Raw genomic sequence first — 23,021 nt, forward strand, 5'->3', positions numbered from 1 at the left:
CTCAGCCCCCCGTCGCCGCCTGCACCGGCGGTGACTCACGTTCTAGGGGGGCGAAGTCCCGGGCGAAATGGCAGGCGACAAGATGCGGCAGCCCGTCGTCGGTGAGCGCCGGGCGCGCTTCGGCGCAGATCGCCTGCGCGTGGCGGCAGCGGGTGCGGAACGGGCAGCCCGAAGGCGGGTTCACCGCCGAGGGCACATCGCCGGTCAGCCGCTCGCCGCGCATGCCGCCGGCGGCATCGGGAATCGAGCTGGTGAGCGCGCGGGTATAGGGGTGGCGGCGCTCGGCCCAGACCGATTCCGCGTCGCCCAGCTCGACGATCTGGCCGAGATACATCACCGCGATCCGGTGCGAGACGTAACGCACCACGCTCAGATCGTGCGAGATGAACAGGAAGGACACCCCCAGATCGCGCTGAAGCTTAGTCAGCAGGTTCAGCACCTGCGCCTGCACCGAGACATCCAGCGCCGAGACCGCCTCGTCGCAGACGATCAGCTCCGGCTCCAGCGTCAGCGCCCGGGCGATGGAGACCCGCTGGCGCTGCCCGCCCGAGATCTGGTGCGGATAGCGGTCGAGCAGATGCAGGCCAAGACCCACCTGCGCGGCCAGCTCCTCGACCCGCGCGCGGCGCTCGGCGGCGCTGCCGCGCCCGTGGATCTTCAGCGGCTGCTCGATGCTGCGGCGCACGGTGTGGCGCGGGTTGAGCGAGCCCATAGGATCCTGAAACACCATCTGCACCCGCTGCGCGGCGGCGCGCCGGTCGGCGGCGGAGGTGCCGAGCGCCTGCCCGCCCACCACGATAGAGCCCTCCTGCGGGGTGTTGAGCCCCACGACGCAGCGCGCCAGAGAGGATTTCCCGCATCCGGATTCGCCCACGAGCCCCAGCGTCTCGGCCTTGTTCAGCGTCAGGTTCACGCCGTCCACCGCGCGCAGCGGCCCCGCCGGGGTCGGGTGGTGCAGCGAGAGGTTCACCAGTTCCAGAGACCGGGTCATGCGAGGGCTCCGTCGACGGGGAAGAAACAGCGCACCGCGCGGGCGCCGGCGCGGTCGAGCGGCGGGCGCGCCTCGCGGCAGCGGGCGGTGGCCCTGGCGCAGCGCGGCGCAAAGAGGCAGCCCTCGGGCCGCGCATCGGGCGCGGGCACGGTGCCGGGAATATCGCTCAGCGCCTGCCCGCCATGCACATAGCTGCCCGACGGCCGCGCGGCGAGCAGGCCTGCGGTATAGGGGTGTTTCGGGCGGCTCAGCACTTCGGCCACCGGGCCTTCCTCGACCACGGTGCCGGCATACATGACGATCATCCGGTCGGCGACCTCGCCCACCACGCCCAGATCGTGGGTGATCAGGATCAGGCTCTGCCCGGTGCGTTTGCGGATCTCGGTCAGCAGGTCGAGGATCTGCGCCTGCACCGTCACGTCGAGCGCCGTGGTCGGCTCGTCGGCGATGACCAGCTTGGGGTCACAGGCGATGGCCATGGCGATGGTCACCCGCTGCCGCATCCCGCCCGAAAGCTGATGCGGGTAATCGCCGAACCGCAGATCCGGACGCGGCAGCCCGACCTCACCCAACAGCTCGATGGCGCGCGCCTTGGCCTGCGCCTTGCTCATGCGGGCATGCGCGATGAGCACCTCGGCGATCTGCGCGCCGACGCTCAGCACCGGGTTCAGCGCCGAGAGCGGATCCTGAAAGATCATCGCCAGCCGGTTGCCGCGCAGCCCCCGTAGCTTGCCCTCGGAGGCGGTGGCCAGATCCATGCCTTCGAAGACGATCTTGCCGCTCTGCCCCGCCTTCAGGTTCTTCGGCAAAAGCCCCATCACCGCGAGCGAGGTCAGCGACTTGCCGCAGCCGCTCTCGCCGACGATGGCCAGCGCCTCGCCGGGGGCGACATCAAAGCTCAGCGCCTCCACCAGCGGCACGCCGGGGCGCAGGTCGATGCGGACATCCTCCAGGGACAAGAGCGGCGCTGTCGTCACCGGCTCAGCCCTTGCGGAGTCGAGGATTGAGAACGTCATTCAGCGCGTCTCCGATCAGGTTCAGGGCCAGCACGGTCAGCACCACGGCGCCCGCGGGGATCATGGTGATGTACCAGGCCATGCGCAGCGCCGAGCGGCCGTTGCCGATCACCCCGCCCCAGCTCATCATGTTGGGATCGCCGAGGCCGAGGAACGAAAGCCCGCTCTCGATGATGATGGCATTGGCGACCAGCAGCGAGGTGGCGACGATGATGGGGCCGAGCGAGTTGGGCAGGATCTCGGCCAGCATGATGCGCCAGTCGGGCATGCCCATGATGCGGCAGGCCTGCACAAAATCCAGCGTCTTGATGCGCAGCACCTCTGCCCGCACCAGCCGCGCCACCATGGGCCAGCTCACCAGCGCGATAGAGGTCACGATGGTGCCGATGGACGGGCCGATCAGCCCGACGATCAGGATCGCCGCGAGGAAGGAGGGCAGCGTCTGGAACGCGTCGGTGATGCGCATAAGCATGTCGCCGATCCAGCCGCCGAAATAGCCCGAGACCAGCCCCACCGCAGCGCCCACGATGGCCGAGGCCAGCGCCGCCGAGAGCCCCACCAGCAGCGACACCCGCGCGCCATAGACCACCGAGACCAGCAGGTCGCGACCGAGCGAGTCGGTGCCGAGCAGCAGATCGGGGTTCTGCCCGGGCCAGAGCATCGGGCGGGCGACCATCTTGTACGGCCCTTGCGGAAAGAGATAGGGCGCGGCCAGCGCCATGGCGACGAAGAATAGCAGCAGCGCCAGCCCCACCGCGCCTGACGGGTGGCGCAGGAAGCGCCGGATTTGCGACGGGGGTTTCATTTCAGGCTCACCCTGGGATCGAGAACGGTATAGAGCAGATCCACCGCCAGATTGACGATGACGATGGCGAGCGAGCTGACGAACATCACGCCCAGCAGCATGGTGGTGTCGCGTTGGAACACCGCGTCATAGGCGGTGCGCGCCATGCCCGGCAGGCCAAAGACCGTCTCGACCACCACCGCGCCGCCGAGCACAGTGGAGACCTGAAGCCCCGCCATGGTAACGATGGGCAGCAGCGCGTTGCGCAGCGTGTGGACATAGATCACCCGGGTTTCGCTCAGCCCCTTGGCGCGGGCGGTGCGGACATAGTCCTGATCCATCACCTCCAGCATGGTGGAGCGCGCGAGCCGGGCATAGATCGCCACGTAAAAGGTGCAGAGCGCGGTCACCGGCATCACCAGATGCGCGGCCATATCCTTGACCAGCGCCCAGCCGGTATAGCCCGCCGAAACCGTGGTGAGACCCGCGATGGGGAACCAGCCGAGCTTGACCGAGAACACCAGCACCAGCAGCATCGCAACGACGAAACTCGGCGCGGCATAGAGGACCAGCGCCACCGCATTGATCCCCATATCGGTCAGCGTGCCGGCCCTGCGGGCCGAAACCACGCCCATCACCGTACCGATGGTGACCGAAAACAGCAGCGACAGCACCACCAGCGCGGCGGTGGTCGGCAGCCGGGCGGAGAGCACCTCCCAGACCGGCGCGTTCATCCGGTAGGAATAGCCCAGATCGAAGGTCAGAAGCTGCGCGACATAATTCCAGAACTGCACCAGCAGCGGCAGGTCGAGCCCGAAGCGCGCGCGCAGATCGGCCATCTGCTCCTGCGTCATGTCGGCACCGCCGGCAATGACCGTGACCAGATCGCCCGGCGCCATCTGCATGATGACGAAATTGCCGATCACTACCAGCGCCATGACAAGAAACGCCTGCCCGAGCCGGCCCAACAGGAAACGCGCCCAGGGCGGGAGGGCCAGACGCGCCGCAGGGGCGCGCCGGGCAGAGGTATCGGTCAGGCTCATGCGTCTTTATGCACGTCTGCGAAGTTGCCGAAGAAGCTGAGCGCGCCCTGAACGTAATCCTTCACATTGGTGCTCGTGATCGTCTTCTTGGCATCGTAGACGAGCTGGATCACCGGCACATCCTCCATCGCGACGGCCTGGAAGTCGGCATAGAGCTGTTTGCGTTTCTCCAGATCGGTCTCGATCGCCGCCGCTTCGAGCAGCGCGTCAGCCTCGTCGCTGGCATAGCCCGAGCCGTTCGAGAACGGCACGCCGTCCTTGATGTTCTTCGACCAGTAGAACCGCTGCACCCCGATCGCCGGATCGGCGCCGGCAGAGGCGGTGTAGCTCGTCAGGTCGAAATCGTGGTCGGTATAGACGCGCTTCACGTAAGCCGCGAAATCGTTCACCCGCGCCTCGGCATTGATGCCGATCTCGCGGAACTGCTCGCGCATGTACTCGGCGGCGCGCGGCGGTTCCTCGCCATATTGCACCGCGTCGATCACCATGGAGAACCGCCAGCCGTCCTCGCCGCGCGGATAGCCCGCCTCGTCGAGCAGCGCCTCGGCCTTTTCCAGATCGATATCGTAATTCGGCACCCCCTCGGTGGTGTAGAACGCCTTTTGCTGAACGTGCAGAGGGCCGGTGCCGGGGCTTGCGAGACCGAACCAAACGTTTTCGGCCACCCATTTGTTGTCGATGGCAAAGTTCAGCGCCTGGCGCACGCGCTTGTCCTGCCATTGCGGGCGGCGCAGGTTGAAATCGCACAGGTGAATGGAGGGTGTATGCTCATAGCCCGCGCCGTTCACCTCGAACCCGTCAAGGCTCTGGAAGCGCAGGATCTCGATTGTGGGAAGCTGGCTGGACCCCACCAAATCGGCCTCTCCGGTCTCCAGCATCGCAGCCCGGGTCGAGCCGTCGGAGATGTAGCGGAAAATCAACTGGTCGATCAGCGGCTTGCCCTCGTCCCAGTAATCGGGGTTGCGCTCCATCACCAGCGTCTCGCCGGGGGCGTAGCTGACGAATTTATAGGGGCCGGTGCCGATGGGCGAGAGGTTGGCCGGGTTCTGCTGGATGTCGGTGCCGACATAGACATGCGCCGGCAGCATCGGGCTTTCCTGCGCGTTCAGCGCCGACATCATCGCGGGCGCCGGCTTGGTCAGCTTGAAGACCGCGGTCAGCTCGTCCGGAGTCTCGATCTCGGTGACATTGGCAAAGGTGGCGCGGCCACGACCGTGGAACACCTTGAGCACTTCCATCACCGAAAAGCGCACGTCTTCGGAGGTGAAGGGCTCGCCGTCATGCCACATCACGCCGGGGCGCAGCTTGAAGGTGACGGTCAGCCCGTCCTCGGAGACCTCCCAGCTTTCGGCAAGCTGCGGCTCGGGGGACATGCCTTCGCCATAGGTCAGCAGGCCGTCCATCATCTTGCCCGAAACCGCCGCCTCGCCGCCGCCGGTGCTGAGCGCGGCGTTGAGATAGACCGGCACCGGGCCGGTGGCGACGGTCAGCGTGGCGCTGCCTTGGGCACGGGCGAGCGGCGGCAGGGCGGGGATGGCAACGGACGCGGCAAGACCCGCGAGGATCTGTCGGCGGTTCGGCTTGAGCGGTGACATGGGTTGGATATCTCTCTGTTGCGGCAGTTGGGAGGTGTCCGGGTTGGCCCGGATCGGTTCAGTTTGCGGAAACGGGTTCGCGCGCCGGGGCGGCGGCCTGTGCCGGGTGCGGTGGTCGGTCCAGGCCCAGATGGTCGCGCAGCGTGCTGCCCTCATAGGCGGTGCGGAACAGACCCTTGGCCTGAAGACGCGGAATGATCTCGTTGACGAAATCGTCCACCGGCCCCGGCAGATAGGCGGGCAGGATCATGAAACCGTCAGCGGCGCCAGAGGTGAACCAAAGGGCCAGATCTTCGGCAATCTGGTCGGGCGTGCCCATCACCAGCCGGTGGCCGGAGCTGGCGCCGACATAATCGCGCAGCTCGCGGACGGTCATGTTCTTCGTCCTGGCCAGCTTGCGCAGCACCACCGAATGGCCCTGCATCATATTGGTCTCGGGCAGCTCGGGCAGCGGCGCGTCGAGATCGCATTGCGTGAGATCATGCCCCACCCGGTCGCAGAGCGCGCGCATCGCCGCATCGGGATCGGAGAGCGCGCCGAGGGCGGCGACCTTTTCCTTCGCCTCCTCCTCGGTGCGCCCGATGACCGGCATCACGCCAAAGAGGATCTTGAGCGCGTCGCGCGGACGGCCCGCCGCCTCCACCAGCCCGCGCAGCTTGTCGGAGAACACGGTCGCATCCTCCAGCATCTGCTGCGAGGCAAAGACCACATCGGCGGTGCGCGCGGCGAAATCGAGCCCGGAGGGCGAGGCGCCGGCCTGAAGGATCACCGGATAGCCCTGTGGCGGGCGGTTGGCATTGAGTGGCCCCCTGACGGAGAAATGCTCGCCCTCGTGGTTCAGCCGGTGCATCTTCGAAGCATCGACATAGGTGCCACTCTGCTTGTCGCCGACCATGGCGCCATCGTCCCAGCTGTCCCAGAGCCCCTTGCAGACATCGAGATATTCCCGCGCGCGGCCATAGCGTGCGGCGTGATCCGGGAAGGGATCGGTGCCGAAATTGCCCGCCGCCTCGGGGCTCGCCCCGGTCACAACGTTCCAGCCGGCGCGCCCGTTGCTCATGCGGTCGAGCGAGGCAAAGGCGCGGGCGATGTTATAGGGTTCGGAATAGGTGGTGGAGACGGTGGCGGCGAGGCCGATCTTCGAGGTTGCGGTGCAGAGCGCGCCCAGCAGGGTCAGCGGCTCGAGCCTCGTGACGTTCTTTGCGGGCGCGTCCGGCGCGCCGTGCAGGCTGTCGGCAAAAAAGGCGATGTCGAAACAGCCGCGCTCGGCGGATTGCACCGCGCGGGTGATCAGATCGAGGTTTTCCGAGCCGAATTCGGCGTCGGGCATGCGCCAGCCCGCAACATGATTGCCAGCGCCGCTGGTCAGGAGGGCAAGATGCATCTTCCGCGACATGTCAGGTCCTTTTCGCCTTGTGCCGAAATCACAATCCGAGACATCCGCCGGTCGCGTCCCGATCTGCGAAGGTCGCTTATACATTTGTTTGTGTCCGATTTTCCCGCAAGAGAAATAATTTCATGTCATAGCTAGAAGCCGAGTTATCCGCCAAGCGCTCAGGGATTGAGCGGTTAAGGGCGGGTGTTGCGGCTTATTTGAACGCAGATCGCCATCAAAACGCCGTATCGCCTCACGAACGGCATCTTGAATCACGCCGGCAGCCGCAGAACGGACCCACGCATAATATAATACTATCTATATATCATCGCCACGGCATGGATCGCCCCAGACGCGCCGCGCAGCGGAAGGACGGTGAGACCACCGCAAAAAGGCGCGCCGCAGAGCCGTGCGGGCACCTCGCGCCAAAACGGAAGACAGCCCGCGCGCATTGCGGCGGGCTGTCTCGGTAGATGCAATGAAAGGTCTTGCGCGCGCCCCGTCCTTCGATGTCGGCGCATCGCGGGTGTCCAGGACTATGGCCCCGCGACAGGCGGAACCACATGCGTGTATCTTCAGCCGGCCTTACGGGCCTCCAGCTTCCATTCCGACATCGTCGGCGCCAGATTGAAGAGCTTCTGCGCGTTGCCGCCCAGAATGTCGCGCTTGGCCTGCTCGCCGAGGAAGGGCAAGTCGTAGATCGTGCTCGGCAGGTCCATGTCCCAATGCGGGTAATCCGAGGAATAGAGCAGCTGGGTCTCGGCATTGATCATCTTGAAAGTGACCTCCAGCGCCTCGCGGTTGTCCACCAGCTCCATCGGCTGCGACGAATAGAACATCTCGCGCATGTAATCGCTGGGCTTCTTCTTGAGCAGCGGCGCGTCCGAGGTGCGCATCATGTATTCGTTGTCGAGCCGCTGCATGAGGAAGGGAATCCACGCGAGGCCGCTTTCGATCCACATGGTGCGGAGCTTGGGGAAACGCTCCGGCATGCCGTTCATCACCCAGTTTGTCATGTGGATGATGTTGCAGAAGGCGAACCCGAGCGCGTGCACCGAGATGAACTTGTTGAGCTGCGACAGCGAGGAATCAGACCAGTTGTAGACCGCGTGGAAGCCCAGCGGCATGCCGTGTTCCTCAAGTTTGGAAAAGATCCGCATATTGGCGTTGTCGTGGATCGGGCGCTTGAGATAGCCCGTCGAGAGGAAGCCCACGACGCCCTTGCGCTCGGCGAACTCGTCGATGATGCGCTCGGCCTCGTGCGGCTCGTTGATCGGCAGATAGACCATCGAGCACATGCGCTTGTCTTCTTCGAGAATGCGCTCGCACAGCCAGCGGTTATAGGCGCGCGCCATGGCGACCTCGACCTCGGGCTGCGGATGCGTGGCCAGCAGCAGCATCGGCGTCGGGAAGAGGCAGGCCATGTCCACGCCGAGCGCGTCCATCCAGCGCCGGGTCAGCGTGATGTCGCGATGGGGCGTCGGCGGCACCGTCTCCTTGCTGCGGCCGGGATAGCGCGTCACGCGGCCCGCCATGTCCTGCGAGCCGATGGCCTGCGGGATCAGCCCCGCGCGCCCGACATTGCCCGCCGAGAGGCCGAGATGGCGCAGCACCGGATCGTCCATGTATTGCAGGATCTCCGGCAGCGCCTCGGTCTCGTAATGGTGGCTGTCGACGTCGCAGATGAAGAAGTCTTTGTAGTTGCGCTCCAGTGCCTGTTTCCTGGCGTTCTTGAGAAGCTTGGTGGTGTCGAACTCCTTGATCGCCGGATCGGCGTCGGAACTGTAATTCAGTGGGTTCTGGGGCATTGTCATTTTGGCGTTCCTCCCGCGCGTTCAGTGTTTCAGCGTCTGCCACATGCCGAGCTCGAAGGCGGCCATGTCGGCGGCCTCCAGAATGCCGGTGGCGGCAATGGCGACCTCGGTCGCCGAAATGTCGTTGCCCTTGGGAAAGGTCTCGACCGCCTCGTCCTCTTCGTGCAGCCGAGCATAGACGCGCACGACCTCGGCAAAGAGCGCCTGCACCTGTTCCAGGCTCAGCCCGCCGGCCTCGGGGGCGCGCAGGGCACGAAGGACATCGTCGAAAGCGGCGTCCACGGGGCGCATATCCGCGCTCATTTTCTCAAACCTCGACATAGATCTGCGCGTCCCGTTCGATGACCTTGTAACGGCTCAGGCGGATTTTCGGATCGCCGATGGCCTCGCCCGTCTCGATCTTGAATTCCCAGCCGTGCCAGGGGCAGACGAAGTGCATTTCGGTGGTGTCGAAACTCTGGCGGACGGAGCGTTTCTGCTCGTCCAGCTCATCGCAGACCCGGGGCATCTTCAGCCCTTCGCAGACCGGGCCGCCCTGATGCGGGCAGATGTTCCTGTACGCCACGACGGTGTCGTTGTGGCGGATAACACCGATCTCGACCCCCTCGATCTCAAAGATTTTGGCGGTCGTATCGCTGAGATCGGCCGTCGCGCAGAGCAGTTTTTCAGGCATGGTTTCCCTCCCAATTTAGTACGATCATCTTACTATTTAAATTAGTAAGATTGTCTTACTATATGGGTTGACCTATCCTCTGTCAAGCTGACGAGGATCGGGGATCGCGATGGAAAACAAGGACATACCGATTCCCATGTCGCAGCGGCGCGGCCTTGGCGCCTCGCTGCGACTCGCGCATCACCTTTATGGGAAGCGCTTGCAGAAGCGCCTGATCGCCGCAGAGCTCAGCATGGCGCAGTACATCCATCTGCGGACGCTGAAGGAGGAGGTGCGGATCTCGCAATCGGAGCTCTCCGCCCAGCTCGGGATCGAAAAGGCCTCCTCGACCCGGGTGCTGGACGAGCTCGCGCAGCGCGGGCTGATCCGGCGCGACCGGCACAAGCAGGACAAGCGCATGCTGGTGGTCAGCCTCACCGAGGCCGGGCATGCCAAGATCGACGAGGCGATGGATACCGCCCGCGTCATCGCCGATATCGCGTCGGAGGATTTCGACGAGGGCGAGCTGCTTCAGCTCTTCCGGGCGCTCGACAAGATGATCGACAACCTGTCGGCGGAGAGCTGAGCTTCAGCGCAGCATCGGCGAGACGGCGAGCAGGACCACACCCGCGCCGGCCAGCAGCGACGCGATGTAAAAACGGCGCCCGGGCGGTTTTTCGGTCTTGAAGATGTGGCCGGCAAGCCAGGCGGCAAAGAACATCTCCACGGAGGCGATGATCGCAACCGTCGCGACATCGGCCAGTTGCAGCGCAAAGAACACCACGATCTGACCGATGCTCATCGAGCCCGCAGCAAGCAATTGCCATGGGCTCGGCAGCCGCATCCCGGCCAGGCCGGCGCACAGCCGGCCCGTCCGCAGCGCCGAGGCTCCGAACCAGCCCAGACCGGTCAGCGCCCCGATGAACGCTCCGAGCAGCGGGTCGGGCATCGTCTGCATGGCGAGCTTGCGGGCAACGAAAGACCCGCCATAGCTCGCCGCCGATCCCAGCGCGAGCGCCCTGCCCTTGCGCTGGTCGGGATTGGCACTTTGCGAGAAAGCGCTGAGCAGACCGCTGCGCCCGAAGCTGCGCATCATCATGATGAGCACGCCCGCCGTCACCAGCAGAAAGGCGACGACCGTCACCGGGGTGATAACCTCGCCCAGCAGCAGCACCGCCAGGACGGCAGCAAAAACCGGGATCAGCCGACGGATCAGGCCGGTTTCGATCGCGCCGTTCAGCTCGACCGAGCGGAACAGCGTCAGCCGGCCCAGCACATTGCCCAGAATACCGGCGCAGACGAAATATCCGATGCCGATCAGCGCAGCAAGATCGGCGCCGGGCAGCGGTGGGCCGATGAACAGCCAGAGGCCCCCCGACATGGCGGCGGTCATCAGAACCGAGACCAGCACATCATTGCCGCGCCCCTCGGCGGAGCGCGCGCTTTTGACGATGGCGACCGAACTCAGTGCGTAGCAGAAGGCTCCCAAAGTCGCGAGGAGCCCCCCGATCAGTGCCGTCATCGGGGCCGGTCTGCGGTTGCGCCGCGCTTATCCGGCATCGGCAAGGAGCTGTTCGAGGAAGCGCTCGGAGGACATGACCTCGCGCGTCGGCATCTTCTGCTGCTCGTCGGTCAGTTCGGACTCGGGCGAATAGGTCAGCCCCTGCCCGTCCCAGAACCACCAGTAGATGATTTCGCCCTGCTTGCCCCGGATCGGCATCCGGAAGGTGGGGAAATGCCGCTGCGCGCGCGGGATCTCGATCTCGCCGGCCTTGGAATGGCTGAGTCCGAGCTTTTTCAGCACGCCACCGAGCGGCACCATGGCCATTTTGCCCTCACGGATCTCGGCGAGCGAGGTCACATTGTCCGGGCGCGTCGCGCTCGGACCCTTGAGGAACTTGACCACGGGCGGATAGCTGGGGTGGACATGGGTGACCTGAACATAGGCCAGCCCCTTGTCCGTAGCGATTTCGACGATATCGCCGGGTGCGTATTCTTCCACGTTGGGACTCCTTTTCAGAGACTGTAGGCTTCCAGAGTGGACGGGTGAAACAGCTCCTCGACCTTGACACGGCGCGGCGAGAGGCCCTGGCTCGCATGGTAGTCGAGAAACTTGTCCAGCGTCGCGACGTTATCGGCGACACCATAGCTCCACGGGTCGTTGCCCATCAGGGTCTGCACCCGCTTCAGGTTGTCCTCGACGAAAGGCATGGTGACCTTGGTGGCCGAGGTGTCAAAGAGCGCCTCTTCGGCCAGCCGCTTGGACGCGGTGAAGGCCTTGAGCAGCGCGGCGGGCAGGAACGGGTATTCCTCCACCAGAGTACGGCGCACGCCGAGAACATGCATGATCGGGAAGATCCTGGTGCGGCGATAGTAATCCTCGGCGGCGGAGATACTGTCGGCAAACAGCCGGCCCACATGCGGATGGCCTTCGGCATAGCAGCGCGGCCAGCGCGGGCCGACAAAGCCGTCGATCTCGCCATCGGCCAGCATCTGGTTGAGCGTGCTGCCCACCGGCGCCTCTTCCATGGTGATGTCGTCGGGCAGCTGCACCTTGATCTTTTCCGGCCGCCCGGCGGTGTCCATGCCACCGCGCACCCAGGTGATATCGGAGGGCTTCACGCCGTAATCGTCTTCCAAGATGCCACGCACCCAGACGTTTGCAGAAAGCTGGTACTCGGCGATGCCGATGCGCTTGCCCTTCAGATCCTCGGGCTTTTCGATGCCCTTGTCGGTGCGGATATAGACCGAGGTATGACGGAAAGCGCGGCTCAGGAAGACCGGGAGGGCGACGTAATGCGGCTCGCCCCGCGCGACCGAGATCGAGTAGGAGGACAGCGACAGCTCGCTGATATCAAAGGCCTGATGACGGAAGGCGCGGAAGAACATCTCTTCCGGCGACAGCAGCATCGGGATCGGATCGACACCGTCGATCTGCACCCGCCCGTCCACGATGGCCCGCGTCCGGTCGTAGTTTCCCATCGCGAGGGAAAGCTTGAGATTCGTCATCGTGGAAACTCCTGGTGTTGTGCCTTGCATTGGTGCCGCAGCGCGACGGTCTGACCCGAGGCGGCGGATGTCAGGATGGCGTGGCAAACCTCAAGGCTCGCCCGCCCCCATTCGCCGGACTGGACCGGCGAGGTATTTTCGCGCACCGCACCGACCAGCGCGTCGAGCACCGTCTTGCGCGGCGCGGGGCCGAAAGGTGCCTCGATAAAGCTGCGCTCGGTATCGCCGTAGACCTCGATCCCGTCGGGGGTGAGGCGCAGGTCGGCGCGGTCGCACATGGCGATCACCGGGCCGAAATGTTCGTTATGCTCGGCCTCGATGGTCTTGCCGCTGCCAAAGGTGCGGGTGGTCTTGAGCCGCGCCTCGTCCTCGGGGCTAAGATCGGCCAGCGCGCGCCGCGCGCCGCCATAGGCGTCGGGGTTCTTGACCTGGCCGAGCTCGCCGACATTGTTCATCCAGATATCGCTGTCGAAATGCGCGTAGCCGGAATAGGTCAGGTTGGCGATGCAACCGGTCTCGAAGGTCATGAGCGCGGTAAAGGCGCCCTCGGTGGGCCGCTTCGGATCCCAGGCGCCGGTCATGGCGATAATCTTGTCGGCCATGCCCCCCGCGAGCCGCCGCACCACGTCGATCTGGTGGATCGCCTGACTAAAGAGGACGCCGCCGCCCTCTTCGGTGCGCAGCTCTTCGGGGCGCCGGGGGCGATAGAGGAAGTCGGTGTAGTTCAGCGCCTGGATCATCCGCAGCGCGCCGAACTCGCCGCTGGCGATGCGGCGGGCGGCGATATCGATCGGCAGATCGAAGCTGTGGCTCGGCCCGACGATCAAATGAACCCCTGCCTCGCGCACGGCATTCACCATGATATCGGCATCTTCCATCGAGATCGCCAGCGGCTTTTCGACGAGGATATGTTTGCCGGCCTTCGCGGCGGCCAGAACATGGTCCACATGCATCTGGTGCGGCGTGGCGATATACACGGCCTCGACCGACGGATCGGCACAAAGCGCCTCGACGGACTCGTAACCGGTGCCGCCGTAGTCGCGCTCGAACGCGGCACGGCTTTCGGCGCGGGGCGCCGCGGCGGCGACCAGCTTCACGCGCGGGTCGGCGTCGAAGGTCGGCACCATGAGCATGAACGCACGTCCCAGCCCCACGACACCGAGGCGGACGGGATCAGAGGTCAAGAACCAACCTCCCCGATTTGGCGCGCGACACGCAGATCATGATGTAATCTTCTTTTTCCTCGTCCATCAGCACCATGTCCCGATGATCGACGTCGCCGCTCAGCAGTCGGGTCTTGCAGGTGCCGCAGGTGCCGCTCTCGCAGGAGCTGACGGTTTGCAGCCCGGCATCGCGCAGCGTCTCCAGGATCGAGCGATCGTCGGGCACGGTCAGGGTCTTGCCGGTCTTCTTCAGCTCGACCTCGAAGGGCTCGTCATCCTCGCGCACCACGTCGACGGGTTTGAAATCCTCGAAATGGATGCGCCCCTCGGGCCAGTGGCCAGACACCGCCTTGATCTCTTCCATGAAGGGCTTGGGGCCGCAGCAGAACACATGCGTCGCGCGCGGCGTCAGGAAGTCGTCCCAGAAATCATAGGAGTTCTCGGGGTTGCCATCGTCGTGATGCACGATGATCCGACCATCGAAAGCCTCGTTCAGCTCTTCGAGATAGGCGGAGTCCTCGGCGCTGCGGCTGCAATAGATGATCCGCAGTTCCTTTCCCTTCTTCGCGAGCTGGCGCGCCATCGCGTAGATCGGCGTGATCCCGATGCCGCCAGCGATCAGCAGGTATTTCGAGACATCGGTCAGCGGGAAATCATTCTCGGGCACCTCGACCGTCAGCTCGTAACCTTCGGTCGCCTCTTCATGCATCGACACCGAGCCGCCGCGCGATTCCGGCTCGCGCTTGACGGCGATGACATAGGTGTCGGGATCGCTGCCGTCATTGACGAGCGAATAGCGCCGCATCGCGCCCGAGGGCGTCTCGACGGTGATATGCGCACCGGCGTCGAAGCTGGGCAGATCGACGTCATCGACCGGTGCAAGGGTGAATTCCGTAATGCCTGGAGTCAAAGCGCGCCGCTTTTCGACACGCATCTTGAACTGCTCCATAAGGTCCTCCCAGTCTGTTCGCGGCTGCTATAAGTTAGATAGCTAAGTTAATACTGTCAACGATCCCCGGGGGTTCAAGACGCGGAAAACAGATATTTTTTATCTATCTATCCGAGAGCCTTGCCGGAATCAGCACAGTTCGACCCCGGCAAGATGCTGGCGACCCAGCTCCCGGGGCCGCTCGCAGCCGATCAGGATCATGGTGCGCTCCAACTCGTCGGCGAGAATCGCAAGCGCCCGGTCGACGCCGTCGCGCCCGCCGGCGGCCAACCCGTAAAGCGGCGCCCGCCCGAGCAACACGCCATGCGCACCGAGCGCCATCGCCTTGACCACATCGCTGCCGCGCCGGATGCCACCGTCGAGCAGCAGTGTGGCGCCATCGTCGAGCTGATCCGCGATCCGTTCCAACACCGAAACCGTCGCCGGCGCGCCATCGAGCTGCCGCCCGCCGTGGTTCGACACGATAATCCCATCGGCACCGGCCTGACGCGCAAGCACCGCATCCTCGGGGCACATGATCCCTTTGATCAGGAGCGGCCCGGACCATTGTTTGCGGATGCGGCGCACATCGTCCCAGGAGAACTGCGGGTTGCGCTGCGAGCGGGTGAAATCGGCAAGCTCGGCATTGCTGGCGCCCTTGCCGAGGAACCGCTCCAGATTCTCGAACCGGGGCCGCTTGCCGCCGAGCCACACGGAGGCGAGCCAGCGCGGATGCAGCAGCCCGTCGAGCACCACCGGCGCGCTCATCCGGATCTCATGCGAGAAGCCGTGCCGCAGATCGCGCTCGCGCTTGCCGCCCACCAGCGAGTCGAGCGTGAGGATCAGCGCCGAATAGCCGGCGGCCTCGGCGCGCTCGATCAGCGCCTGCGAGAAATCGGGCTTGCCCCAGGGGTAGAGCTGAAACCAGCGCGGCGCGGCGACACGTTCGGCGATGGTCTCCATCGAGGTATTCGAGGCGGTGGAGAGCGTGAAACCGATCCCCGCCTCTGCGGCGGCACCGGCGATGTGCAGATCGCCATCGGGCCAGTAAATCCCATTGAGCCCGGTCGGCCCGATCAGGAAAGGCGCGGCATAGCGCTGGCCGAAAATCTCGGTCGAGAGATCGACGCGCCCGCCGCCGAGCAGCCGGGGCGTCAGGCGCAGATCGTCCAGCGCCTGACGGTTGGCGCGCAGCGTCGTCTCGTCCTCCGCTCCGCCATCGAGATAGTCGAACACGACCCGCGGCAGCCGGGCGCGGGCCAGGCGGCGGAGGTCGTCGATATTCACGGCATGCTTCATCTGTCGGTGGTCAACCCGTCACTGCCCCGCCCCCACCAATGCAGGGCGCAAAAAATCCGCCCGGGCCACGTGGGCGCCGGGCGGATCCGGGAGCAAGCGAGAAAGGGTTATTCCGCGGCCTGAGTGGCGCCCGTGGGCTTCACCAGCGTGCGCCAGTCCACCTCTTTCGGATAGACACCCTCATGCGAGGCGATATTCGCCTGCGGCACGTCGGAATCTGTGCCGATCGCGGTGCCGCCCTCGGCGACTTTCTTGGCGGCATCGGCCATCAGGCGGCGGAACTCGACGATGGCGAGGTCCGAGGCGCCCAGCGTGTCGGTGTGACGCTGCACGCGGCTGCCCATCGAGACCCACATCACGATATCCTCGTTCGGGATGCCGTCGACGCCGGTGAAGTGCCCTTCCTTCATGCGCTCGCGATCCTGCATGAAGTCGTTCTCCAAAGTCCGCACCGTGCGCCACTTGTGGTCGACATCGACGCCCGGCACCGCATGGGCGAACTTGCGCCATTCCTCGGTCGAGGGCACGTTCGGGCCGCCGAAGGCGATGAAGTGAAACGCGGTCTCGTCGTCGTTGATCGGCACGATGACGCTGGCCACCTTGTAGTTGTTGTTCGGCGGGATCAGCGAATAGTACGGCGCGACGAATTCGGTGATGCGCAGATAGTTATGAGTGGCCGAATTCTTGATCGGCTTGCGGATCGCCGCGTAGTGGAACCCGTAGCTGGTGGTTTCCGTCTGCATGCGCGGCGACTTGTCGGTCGACGGGCGATACCAGGATTTATCGTCGGCGGAGGCGCCTTCGACACGCGCCGGCACCATGTTGGAGGAGTGCAGCGACGAGGAATGCGCGCTGTCGATCTGGCCCTCGTGGATCTGCGCCCAGTTGGCCGGCACGCGGATCTTGAGGATCGAGACCGGCGTGTCCTCTTCGGGGGCAAAGGCCGGCGCCTGGAATTCGGGCATTTCGTCCTTGTCGCCGAGCCAGGCCCAGACGAACCCGCCCCATTCGCGCACGGGGTAAGAGCGCGCCTTGACCTTGTCCATCAGCGGGCTGCCCTCAGGCTCCGACGACATCGCGACGACATTGCCGTCCACGTCCATCTTCCAGCCGTGATAGAGGCAGCGCAGACCGCATTCCTCGTTGCGCCCGTAAACCAGCGACGCCTTACGGTGCGGGCAAAGCTCGTCGAGCATGCCGAGACGGCCCTTGGTGTCGCGGAAGGCGACATAGCTTTCGCCCAGCACTTCAACGCGCAGCGGCTTTCCATCGGGTTCGGCGACTTCTTCCATCAGGCAAACCGGGGTCCAGTGTTGACGCATCAGTTTCGCCATGGGCGCATCGCCGGTCACGCGGGTCAGCAGTTCGTTTTCTTCAGGCGTAAGCATTAAGGCCTCCCTCCAGCAATCAACCGAGCCGACAGTTATGCCGGCTGTTTTCTTGTTCTTAGCTATCTAAGTAATGTCTGTCAAGAGCGCTTGCCCGGCGATTGACCCTGCCTGTGCGCGGTGCCGCGGAAGTCATCTCTGGAAAAGATACAAAGTTGACATACGAAAACCCGCCATTAAACATAGATCTCTAAGAATCTACATTTCCGGGGGAGGATTCCACGACTTCGCAAGGGTCGCATCCTCATCCGGTCAGGGGAAAGCGCAGCGCCGGACAGTCCGGCCCGCGCAGGAAAACAGGGAGGCAATACATGATATTAGAGACCGCCAGCTTACGATTCGCGAGCGTCTCCGACGTCACCTCATATAAGAGGTTCGAGGTGCGCAGCGCGGTACCGGCCCATAGCTGCGGCCGGCTCAACCTGTCGCGCCGGGGCGCGACCGACGGAACCATGCCGGAATGCGAATCACCCGCGATCCGCAACCGGAACACGGGACAGGCATAATGATTCCCTCACTAACGGAAACCGGCCGCCGCCGAAGCCTCGGCCCCCGGATGCGCAAGGCCGTGGTGATCCTCGCCGCCGCCTTCGCCATCTGGGTGATATATGCAAACCTCTTCGTCATCTCCGACCCGCTGATCCTCGGGATCCTCTTTATCTCGGGGATCTTCACCATCCTCTTCCTCGCCGTCGGCGCGACGTCGCGGGCGCCTGACGAGATCCCGTTCTACGACTGGATTCTCTCGGCGCTGAGCCTCGCCTGCGGCATTTACTTCTTCATGAGCACCGATGCGATCGCGGATCGTATCAGCCTGCTCGATGCCTTCACGCCCGATCAGCTGTTCTTCGGCTCGGCGCTGCTGTTCCTCACGCTCGAAGCGACCCGCCGCACCACCGGCCTGGGTCTGACCGGCGTTGTGATGCTGTTCCTGATCTACAACCTCTTCGGTTACCTCCTGCCCCCGCCCTTCGGGCACCGGGTCAGCGAGTTCAGCTATCTGCTCGACATCCTGGTCTTTACCACCGACGGGCTGTTCGGTGTGCCGATCCAGGTCGTGGCGAGCTACGTCTTCCTCTTCGTGATGTTCGGCACCTTCCTGTCGAAGGCCGGCGGCGGCGATTTCTTCTTCAATCTTGCCTCGCTGATCACCGGCCGCTCGCGCGGCGGACCGGCGAAGATCGCCGTCATTTCCTCTGGCCTCTACGGCACGATGTCGGGCAGTCCGACGTCGGACGTGGTGGCCACCGGCTCGATCACCATCCCGGTGATGAAGCGGCTGGGCTACAGCGCGCGCTTCGCCGGCGCCGTCGAGGTTGCCGCCTCCACCGGCGGCAGCGCGATGCCGCCAATCATGGGCTCTGCCGCCTTCATCATGGCCGAGTATTCGGGGATATCGTACAACGAGATCGTCCTGGCCGCATTGCTGCCGGCGCTCTTCTACTATGCCGGCGTCTTTGCGCAGGTGCATCTGCGTGCCGTGAGGCTCGATCTGCGCCCCTCCGAGGGCGAGATCCCGACCGTGGCCGAGACCTTCAAGACCGGCTGGGTGTTCCTGATCCCCATCGTGGGGATCATTGTCGCCCTGATGCTCGGCTATTCGCCGACCTTCACCGCCGGTGTGGGCGTCGCGGCGACCATTGTGGCGTCGATGATCCTCAAGGAAACCCGGATGACGCCCTGGCAGATCGTCGAGGGGCTGGGCACTACGACGCTCCAGATCCTGCCCGTGGCCGGCGCCTGCGCCGCCGCCGGGCTGGTGATCGGCGGGCTCTCGATGACCGGCCTCGGTATGAAATCGGCCAATGTGATTCTGGAACTGAGTAACGCGCAGCCGATCCTGACGCTGGTGATCTCCGCCGTGGTCACGATCATTCTCGGTCTCGGGATGCCGACGCCGAGTGCCTATATCCTCGCCGCCGTTCTGGTCGGGCCGGCGCTGGCAAAGCTCGGCTTCCCGACGCTGCCGAGCCAGATGTTCCTGCTCTACTATGCGATCCTCTCGGCTCTGACTCCGCCGATTGCCGTGGCCGCCATCGCCGCCTCGGCCATCGCCGACGAAGACCCTTTCAAGATCGCCTTCTCGGCGGTGCGGCTCGCGGTGGTGGGCTTCCTGCTGCCCTTCGCCTTCGTGTGGAACCCCGGCATCCTGTTGGCGCTGGATCCGCTGTCGAACACGCTTGCCGTGGTCGGCGCGGCCATGGCGACGGGGGCCATCGCGATTTCGGTCGAAGGCTCCATGGGGCGCAACCTGAGCACGCTTGAGAGGCTGCTGCTGACACTCGCGGCAGTGGGCGCGGTCTGCCCCTACCCGGTCATAGCGCTGGTCAGCATGCTGCTGATCGCCGCGCTGGTCGGGCGGCACCTGCTGCGGCTGCCAAAGGCGGCGGAAAAGAAAAGTGCCTAGACGCGCTCATCCGCCCTTTTAGACAAACCCTCATGTGGCCATCCTGACCGGTGGCCACATGGCCGTTCCGGGGGGCGTATTCGGCGTATCCCGTGAACCAGACGACAACAGGATTTTCCGCGGATGCCAGACAGTTCGAATACCCTCGGCGAGGCCCCGGATACGGAGGCCCGCCGCGTTGCCCTTTCCCTATCGGTCAGTGAAGCGCACGCCGCCCGCATCGCCGCGACGCTCACCGGTGCGATGGCCGAGCTCCGGCAGCAGCCCTGTGTCGAGACATTCGAGTTCAGCGAAAAGCCGGACGGCACGACGCGGCGGTTCCGCATTGCGCTCGGCGTCCGCGACATGGCCGAGAGCGATGCAAACCCGCTCGACGGGCTGGCCGCAGAGATGGGCGCAGATCCGCATGTGACCGCCTCGACCGCACAATGCCGCGCCAAACCGGCAAACCCCGCACCGCCCGCGCAGAAGGTGCCGGCCTTCTGGAAACGCTGGACGGTGAGCATGATCGCCGTCTATCCGGCGCTGATCGGGCTGGTCTACGGGCTGAGCCCGGTGACGGCGAATATGCCGAAACCGATCTCGCTCTTCATCGTCGCGCTGCTTCTGACGGGGCTGAACGCGCGCTATCTGGTGCCCTTCCTGAACCGGCATCTGCAAGGCTGGCTGTTCAAGTAGGGCGTCCGATCAGGCGCGAATGTGACAGGGGCCCGCGATGTCGTCGCGGGCCCCTGTTCTTTCGTCATCCGATGCTGTCGAGACGTTTTCGCCAGTCCGTCTCGACCCCGGGGTTTCTGGTGTAGAGCGGCAGATCCCCCGTCATCAGCCGGGTGGCGTTGTCCACCAGCACCTCGGGCATGACCGTGTAGAGGTCGATCGTGTGGCCGAGGATATGCGGCGTCAGGATCACCCGGTCGAGCGAGCGCAGCGGATGGTCCATCGGCAGGGGCTCGGTCTCGGTCACGTCGAGACCCGCCCCCGCGAGATGGCCGTCACGCATCACCCGCACCAGCGCGTCCTCATCGATGAGCCCACCGCGCGAGGTGTTCACCAGGATCGCGTCGGATTTCATCTTCCGCAGCTCCGCCTCGCCCAGCATGCCTTTGGTCTCGGCGTTCAGCGGCACATGCAGGCTGATCACATCGGCCTTTTCCAGCAGCTCGTCGCGGCCCACCAGACGCACGCCCGCAGGCGCCGTTTCCGGCGTCAGGAACGGGTCGTGCACCAGAATCTCCGCCGGCTCCCAGGCCGCCAGGCGCGCGATCACCCCGCCGCCGATCCGGCCCGAGCCGATGAGCCCCACCGTCCGGCCGCGCAGCATCCGCCCGTACATCACCTGCGGGCGCGGCGCGTTCTCGCGCAGCAGACGCTCGGATTCATGCAGCCGGTAAAGCAGCACGAGCATCAGCATCACCGTCGCCTCGGACATCGCCAGAAAGTTTTCCGGCGTCGCCCCGTTGGCCACCAGAAGCCCGCGTGCGGCGCAGGCCTCCAGATCGACCGCATCCACCCCGATGGTCGGGAAGACCACCGCGCGCAGCCGCGGCGAGGCGTCGAGATCCGCCTCGCTGAGCCGCGACCGCGAGCTTGCCACGATCAGGTCGACATCGGTGAGGAGCGCGGCGCGCTCCTCCTCCGACAGTCTGCGCGGCACGCCGGGCACCACCTCTGGCCCCCGGATCACCTCCCAGCCTTTTTCCGTGAGCATGCCGGAGGCGCTGTCGAGCACATCCGAAAGCACCGGATCCTGGGCGATATAGATCTTCGGCGCCATGGTCATTCGCTCCGCGTCAGGCCGGCGACCATGTTGGGGTTGTAGCCAGGCTGGACACGGGCGTCGATCACCACGCTCTTGCCCTCCTGCACCATGGCGATGCCCTTGCGCACCGCCTCGACCAGCTCGCCCGCCGTCGTGACCGGGCCGATGCCTTCGCAGCCCTGCGCGCGCGCAACGCCTGCGATGTCGATATCCGGATCGCCGATGCGCTGGCCGATCCACTTGTTCTCGACCGGGCGGTTGCGCGCCACCGCGACGCGCTCCTGATGCACCTCGTCATTGTAGAAGGAGCGGTTGTTCGACACCACCGCCAGGAACGGCGTGCCGTAATGCGCCGCCGTCCAGAAGGCCGAGGCCGCCATCATGAAGTCGCCATCGCCGAGCACCGCCACCGGCAGCCGGTCGCTGTCCTTCAGTGCCAGCGCGGCCCCGATCAGCATGCCCGGACCCGAGCCGATCCCGGCGCCGCCATCGGAGCCCAGGAAGTCGAGCGGGTGGCGGAAATGCCAGCTCTCGCCGGCCCAGCCCAGCGGCAGCCGCACCATCGAGGCGCAGACCCCGTCCAGACCCTCGCCGAGCGCGCCGGCCAGCGTCATGATGTCGAGCGGCGTATCGGCGGGCGGCGCGTCGAGCGCCGGCTTCACCGGCAGATCCTCGGGCAGCGTGCCCGCGCCCACGCCGAGCGCGTCGGCAAGCGCATGCACCGCCGCGTCCGGCGTGCTGGCAAGGTGCAGGTCGAGCGCCGGCAGCGCCTGATGCTCCATGCCCCAGCCATTGTGCAGCTGATAGTCGATGGAGGCCTGAATGACCTTGGCCTTGATCTCGCCGCCGAGCTTCAGCGTGCCGGCCACGTCGAGCCAGTCGAGACTGAGGATCACATCGGCGCGGCGCAGCACCTCGCCCGCCGCGTCGTCGATGAAGAAGGCCGGTTTGCCGCGATGTTGCGGGTGGTCGGTCGGGAAGGAGGCGCCGATACGGATATCGGTCAGCACCTCGGCCCCGAGCGCCTCGGCCAGCGCCACGCGCCGCGCCCAGTCCGCCGGATCGCGCGACACGCGGCCCGCCAGGATCACCGGGGTCTTGGCGCCCTTCAGCAGCTCGGCAGCCTGCGCCACGCCCGTGGCCGAGGGATCGGCGGGCATCGGCGGCTGGTAGCGGGCGTAATCGGGCAGCGCCGGCACGCTCTCATGCTGCTTTTCCTGGATCGACACGTCGAAATTCACATAGGTCGGCCCGAAGGGCGCGGTGCGCGCGATCACATCGGCGCGCAGCATGGATTCGATCGCCGCGCCCATCGAGGCGGGCTGGTCGTCCCATTTCACGTAATTGCGGATCATCGACGCCTGATCGCGGCAGGTGTGCAGCCAGTCGATCCAGGGCCGCCGCATCGCCGCATCCACCGGGCCGGTCGCGCCATAGATCAGCACCGGCACCCGGTCGCACCAGGCGTTGAAGATCGCCATGGTGCCGTGCATGAGACCTACATTGCTGTGCAGGATCACCGCCAGCGGCTCGCCCGTCACCTTGGCATAGCCGTGGGCGATGGCCACCGCATGTTCCTCGTGCAGGCAGAGCAGCATCTGCGGATCGTGGTTGCCGAGCTTGTTGACCAGGCTGTCATGCAGCCCGCGAAAGCTCGACCCCGGGTTCAGCGCAACGTATTTCACGCCAAGGCCTCGCAGCACTTCCGCGAAGATATCGCTGCCCCAGACCCCGTTATCCTCCGACGGGAGCGGCGTTTCCACGCGCTGTGGTGTCAGATCGTTCATATTGTCTTCTC

Annotated in this window: 21 protein-coding genes; 3 read left to right on the top strand and 18 right to left on the bottom strand. The window is 65.2% G+C overall.

The genetic code is table 11. The features are described 5' to 3' along the window. Position 1 precedes the first annotated feature (1 nt). The 9 genes from I6N89_RS13190 to I6N89_RS13230 form a co-directional block, all read right to left on the bottom strand. On the bottom strand, positions 2–991 hold the full coding sequence (locus I6N89_RS13190) for an ABC transporter ATP-binding protein (RefSeq protein WP_207018908.1): 990 nt from the start codon (positions 989–991) through the stop codon (positions 2–4). Further along, complete coding sequence (locus tag I6N89_RS13195) at positions 988–2,007, bottom strand: ABC transporter ATP-binding protein (protein ID WP_207018909.1); 1,020 nt, start codon at positions 2,005–2,007, stop codon at positions 988–990. Before I6N89_RS13195 ends, I6N89_RS13190 begins: the two co-directional genes overlap by 4 nt. After that, the gene (locus I6N89_RS13200; protein ID WP_207018910.1) at positions 1,973–2,812 is read right to left on the bottom strand and encodes an ABC transporter permease; all 840 of its coding nucleotides are present in this window, start codon (positions 2,810–2,812) and stop codon (positions 1,973–1,975) included. The genes I6N89_RS13195 and I6N89_RS13200 overlap by 35 nt, the downstream gene beginning before the upstream one ends. Next, positions 2,809–3,834, bottom strand: a complete 1,026-nt coding sequence (locus I6N89_RS13205; protein WP_207018911.1) for an ABC transporter permease — start codon at positions 3,832–3,834, stop codon at positions 2,809–2,811. The genes I6N89_RS13200 and I6N89_RS13205 overlap by 4 nt, the downstream gene beginning before the upstream one ends. Next, positions 3,831–5,429 (bottom strand): ABC transporter substrate-binding protein, encoded by a 1,599-nt coding sequence (locus tag I6N89_RS13210; protein ID WP_207018912.1) that lies wholly within the window; start codon positions 5,427–5,429, stop codon positions 3,831–3,833. Before I6N89_RS13210 ends, I6N89_RS13205 begins: the two co-directional genes overlap by 4 nt. A gap of 58 nt (positions 5,430–5,487) precedes the next feature. Next, positions 5,488–6,825 carry an LLM class flavin-dependent oxidoreductase gene (locus I6N89_RS13215; protein ID WP_207018913.1) on the bottom strand — a complete coding sequence of 446 codons (1,338 nt, stop codon included), beginning with the start codon at positions 6,823–6,825 and terminating at the stop codon, positions 5,488–5,490. 554 nt (positions 6,826–7,379) lie between these two features. Next, positions 7,380–8,618, bottom strand: a complete 1,239-nt coding sequence (locus tag I6N89_RS13220) for an amidohydrolase family protein (RefSeq protein ID WP_207018914.1) — start codon at positions 8,616–8,618, stop codon at positions 7,380–7,382. A gap of 21 nt (positions 8,619–8,639) precedes the next feature. After that, positions 8,640–8,909, bottom strand: coding sequence for a hypothetical protein (locus I6N89_RS13225; protein WP_236016602.1), 270 nt, complete (start codon positions 8,907–8,909; stop codon positions 8,640–8,642). A 16-nt stretch (positions 8,910–8,925) separates the two neighbouring features. Further along, a complete protein-coding gene (locus I6N89_RS13230; protein ID WP_207018916.1) occupies positions 8,926–9,291 on the bottom strand; it encodes a Rieske (2Fe-2S) protein in 366 nt (121 codons plus the stop codon). A 136-nt stretch (positions 9,292–9,427) separates the two neighbouring features. Here I6N89_RS13230 and I6N89_RS13235 point away from each other — a divergent pair, with 136 nt between their 5' ends. Next, positions 9,428–9,856 carry a MarR family winged helix-turn-helix transcriptional regulator gene (locus I6N89_RS13235; protein WP_236016603.1) on the top strand — a complete coding sequence of 143 codons (429 nt, stop codon included), beginning with the start codon at positions 9,428–9,430 and terminating at the stop codon, positions 9,854–9,856. Positions 9,857–9,859: 3 nt separating this feature from the next. Here I6N89_RS13235 and I6N89_RS13240 read toward each other — a convergent pair whose 3' ends face one another. From I6N89_RS13240 to I6N89_RS13270, 7 genes are all read right to left on the bottom strand, one after another. Next, the gene (locus I6N89_RS13240; protein ID WP_207018917.1) at positions 9,860–10,792 is read right to left on the bottom strand and encodes a DMT family transporter; all 933 of its coding nucleotides are present in this window, start codon (positions 10,790–10,792) and stop codon (positions 9,860–9,862) included. A 27-nt stretch (positions 10,793–10,819) separates the two neighbouring features. Further along, positions 10,820–11,272 carry a hypothetical protein gene (locus I6N89_RS13245; protein ID WP_207018918.1) on the bottom strand — a complete coding sequence of 151 codons (453 nt, stop codon included), beginning with the start codon at positions 11,270–11,272 and terminating at the stop codon, positions 10,820–10,822. 14 nt (positions 11,273–11,286) lie between these two features. Next, complete coding sequence (locus I6N89_RS13250) at positions 11,287–12,279, bottom strand: ABC transporter substrate-binding protein (RefSeq protein WP_236016604.1); 993 nt, start codon at positions 12,277–12,279, stop codon at positions 11,287–11,289. Continuing rightward, positions 12,276–13,463, bottom strand: a complete 1,188-nt coding sequence (locus I6N89_RS13255) for a Gfo/Idh/MocA family protein (RefSeq protein WP_236016605.1) — start codon at positions 13,461–13,463, stop codon at positions 12,276–12,278. The genes I6N89_RS13250 and I6N89_RS13255 overlap by 4 nt, the downstream gene beginning before the upstream one ends. Then, a complete protein-coding gene (locus I6N89_RS13260; protein WP_207018919.1) occupies positions 13,453–14,391 on the bottom strand; it encodes a PDR/VanB family oxidoreductase in 939 nt (312 codons plus the stop codon). The genes I6N89_RS13255 and I6N89_RS13260 overlap by 11 nt, the downstream gene beginning before the upstream one ends. A gap of 129 nt (positions 14,392–14,520) precedes the next feature. Next, the gene (locus tag I6N89_RS13265; RefSeq protein WP_328805877.1) at positions 14,521–15,657 is read right to left on the bottom strand and encodes an alpha-hydroxy acid oxidase; all 1,137 of its coding nucleotides are present in this window, start codon (positions 15,655–15,657) and stop codon (positions 14,521–14,523) included. 119 nt (positions 15,658–15,776) lie between these two features. Further along, positions 15,777–17,057 (bottom strand): Rieske 2Fe-2S domain-containing protein, encoded by a 1,281-nt coding sequence (locus tag I6N89_RS13270; protein ID WP_076698566.1) that lies wholly within the window; start codon positions 17,055–17,057, stop codon positions 15,777–15,779. Positions 17,058–17,562: 505 nt separating this feature from the next. On the opposite strand from I6N89_RS13270, the gene I6N89_RS13275 reads away from it, so the two are divergent. Next, entirely contained in the window at positions 17,563–19,464 is a 1,902-nt protein-coding gene (locus tag I6N89_RS13275) for a TRAP transporter permease (protein ID WP_236016606.1), read from the top strand. 123 nt (positions 19,465–19,587) lie between these two features. Then, positions 19,588–20,142, top strand: a complete 555-nt coding sequence (locus I6N89_RS13280; RefSeq protein ID WP_207018921.1) for a hypothetical protein — start codon at positions 19,588–19,590, stop codon at positions 20,140–20,142. Positions 20,143–20,206: 64 nt separating this feature from the next. On the opposite strand, the gene I6N89_RS13285 is transcribed toward I6N89_RS13280, so the two are convergent. Both I6N89_RS13285 and I6N89_RS13290 read right to left on the bottom strand, forming a co-directional pair. After that, on the bottom strand, positions 20,207–21,238 hold the full coding sequence (locus tag I6N89_RS13285; RefSeq protein ID WP_207018922.1) for a 2-hydroxyacid dehydrogenase: 1,032 nt from the start codon (positions 21,236–21,238) through the stop codon (positions 20,207–20,209). 2 nt (positions 21,239–21,240) lie between these two features. Then, a complete protein-coding gene (locus I6N89_RS13290; protein WP_207018923.1) occupies positions 21,241–23,010 on the bottom strand; it encodes a thiamine pyrophosphate-binding protein in 1,770 nt (589 codons plus the stop codon). Positions 23,011–23,021 lie beyond the last annotated feature (11 nt).

It is taken from the genome of Salipiger abyssi, from assembly GCF_017311415.1.
GTDB classification, from domain to species: domain Bacteria; phylum Pseudomonadota; class Alphaproteobacteria; order Rhodobacterales; family Rhodobacteraceae; genus Salipiger; species Salipiger abyssi_A.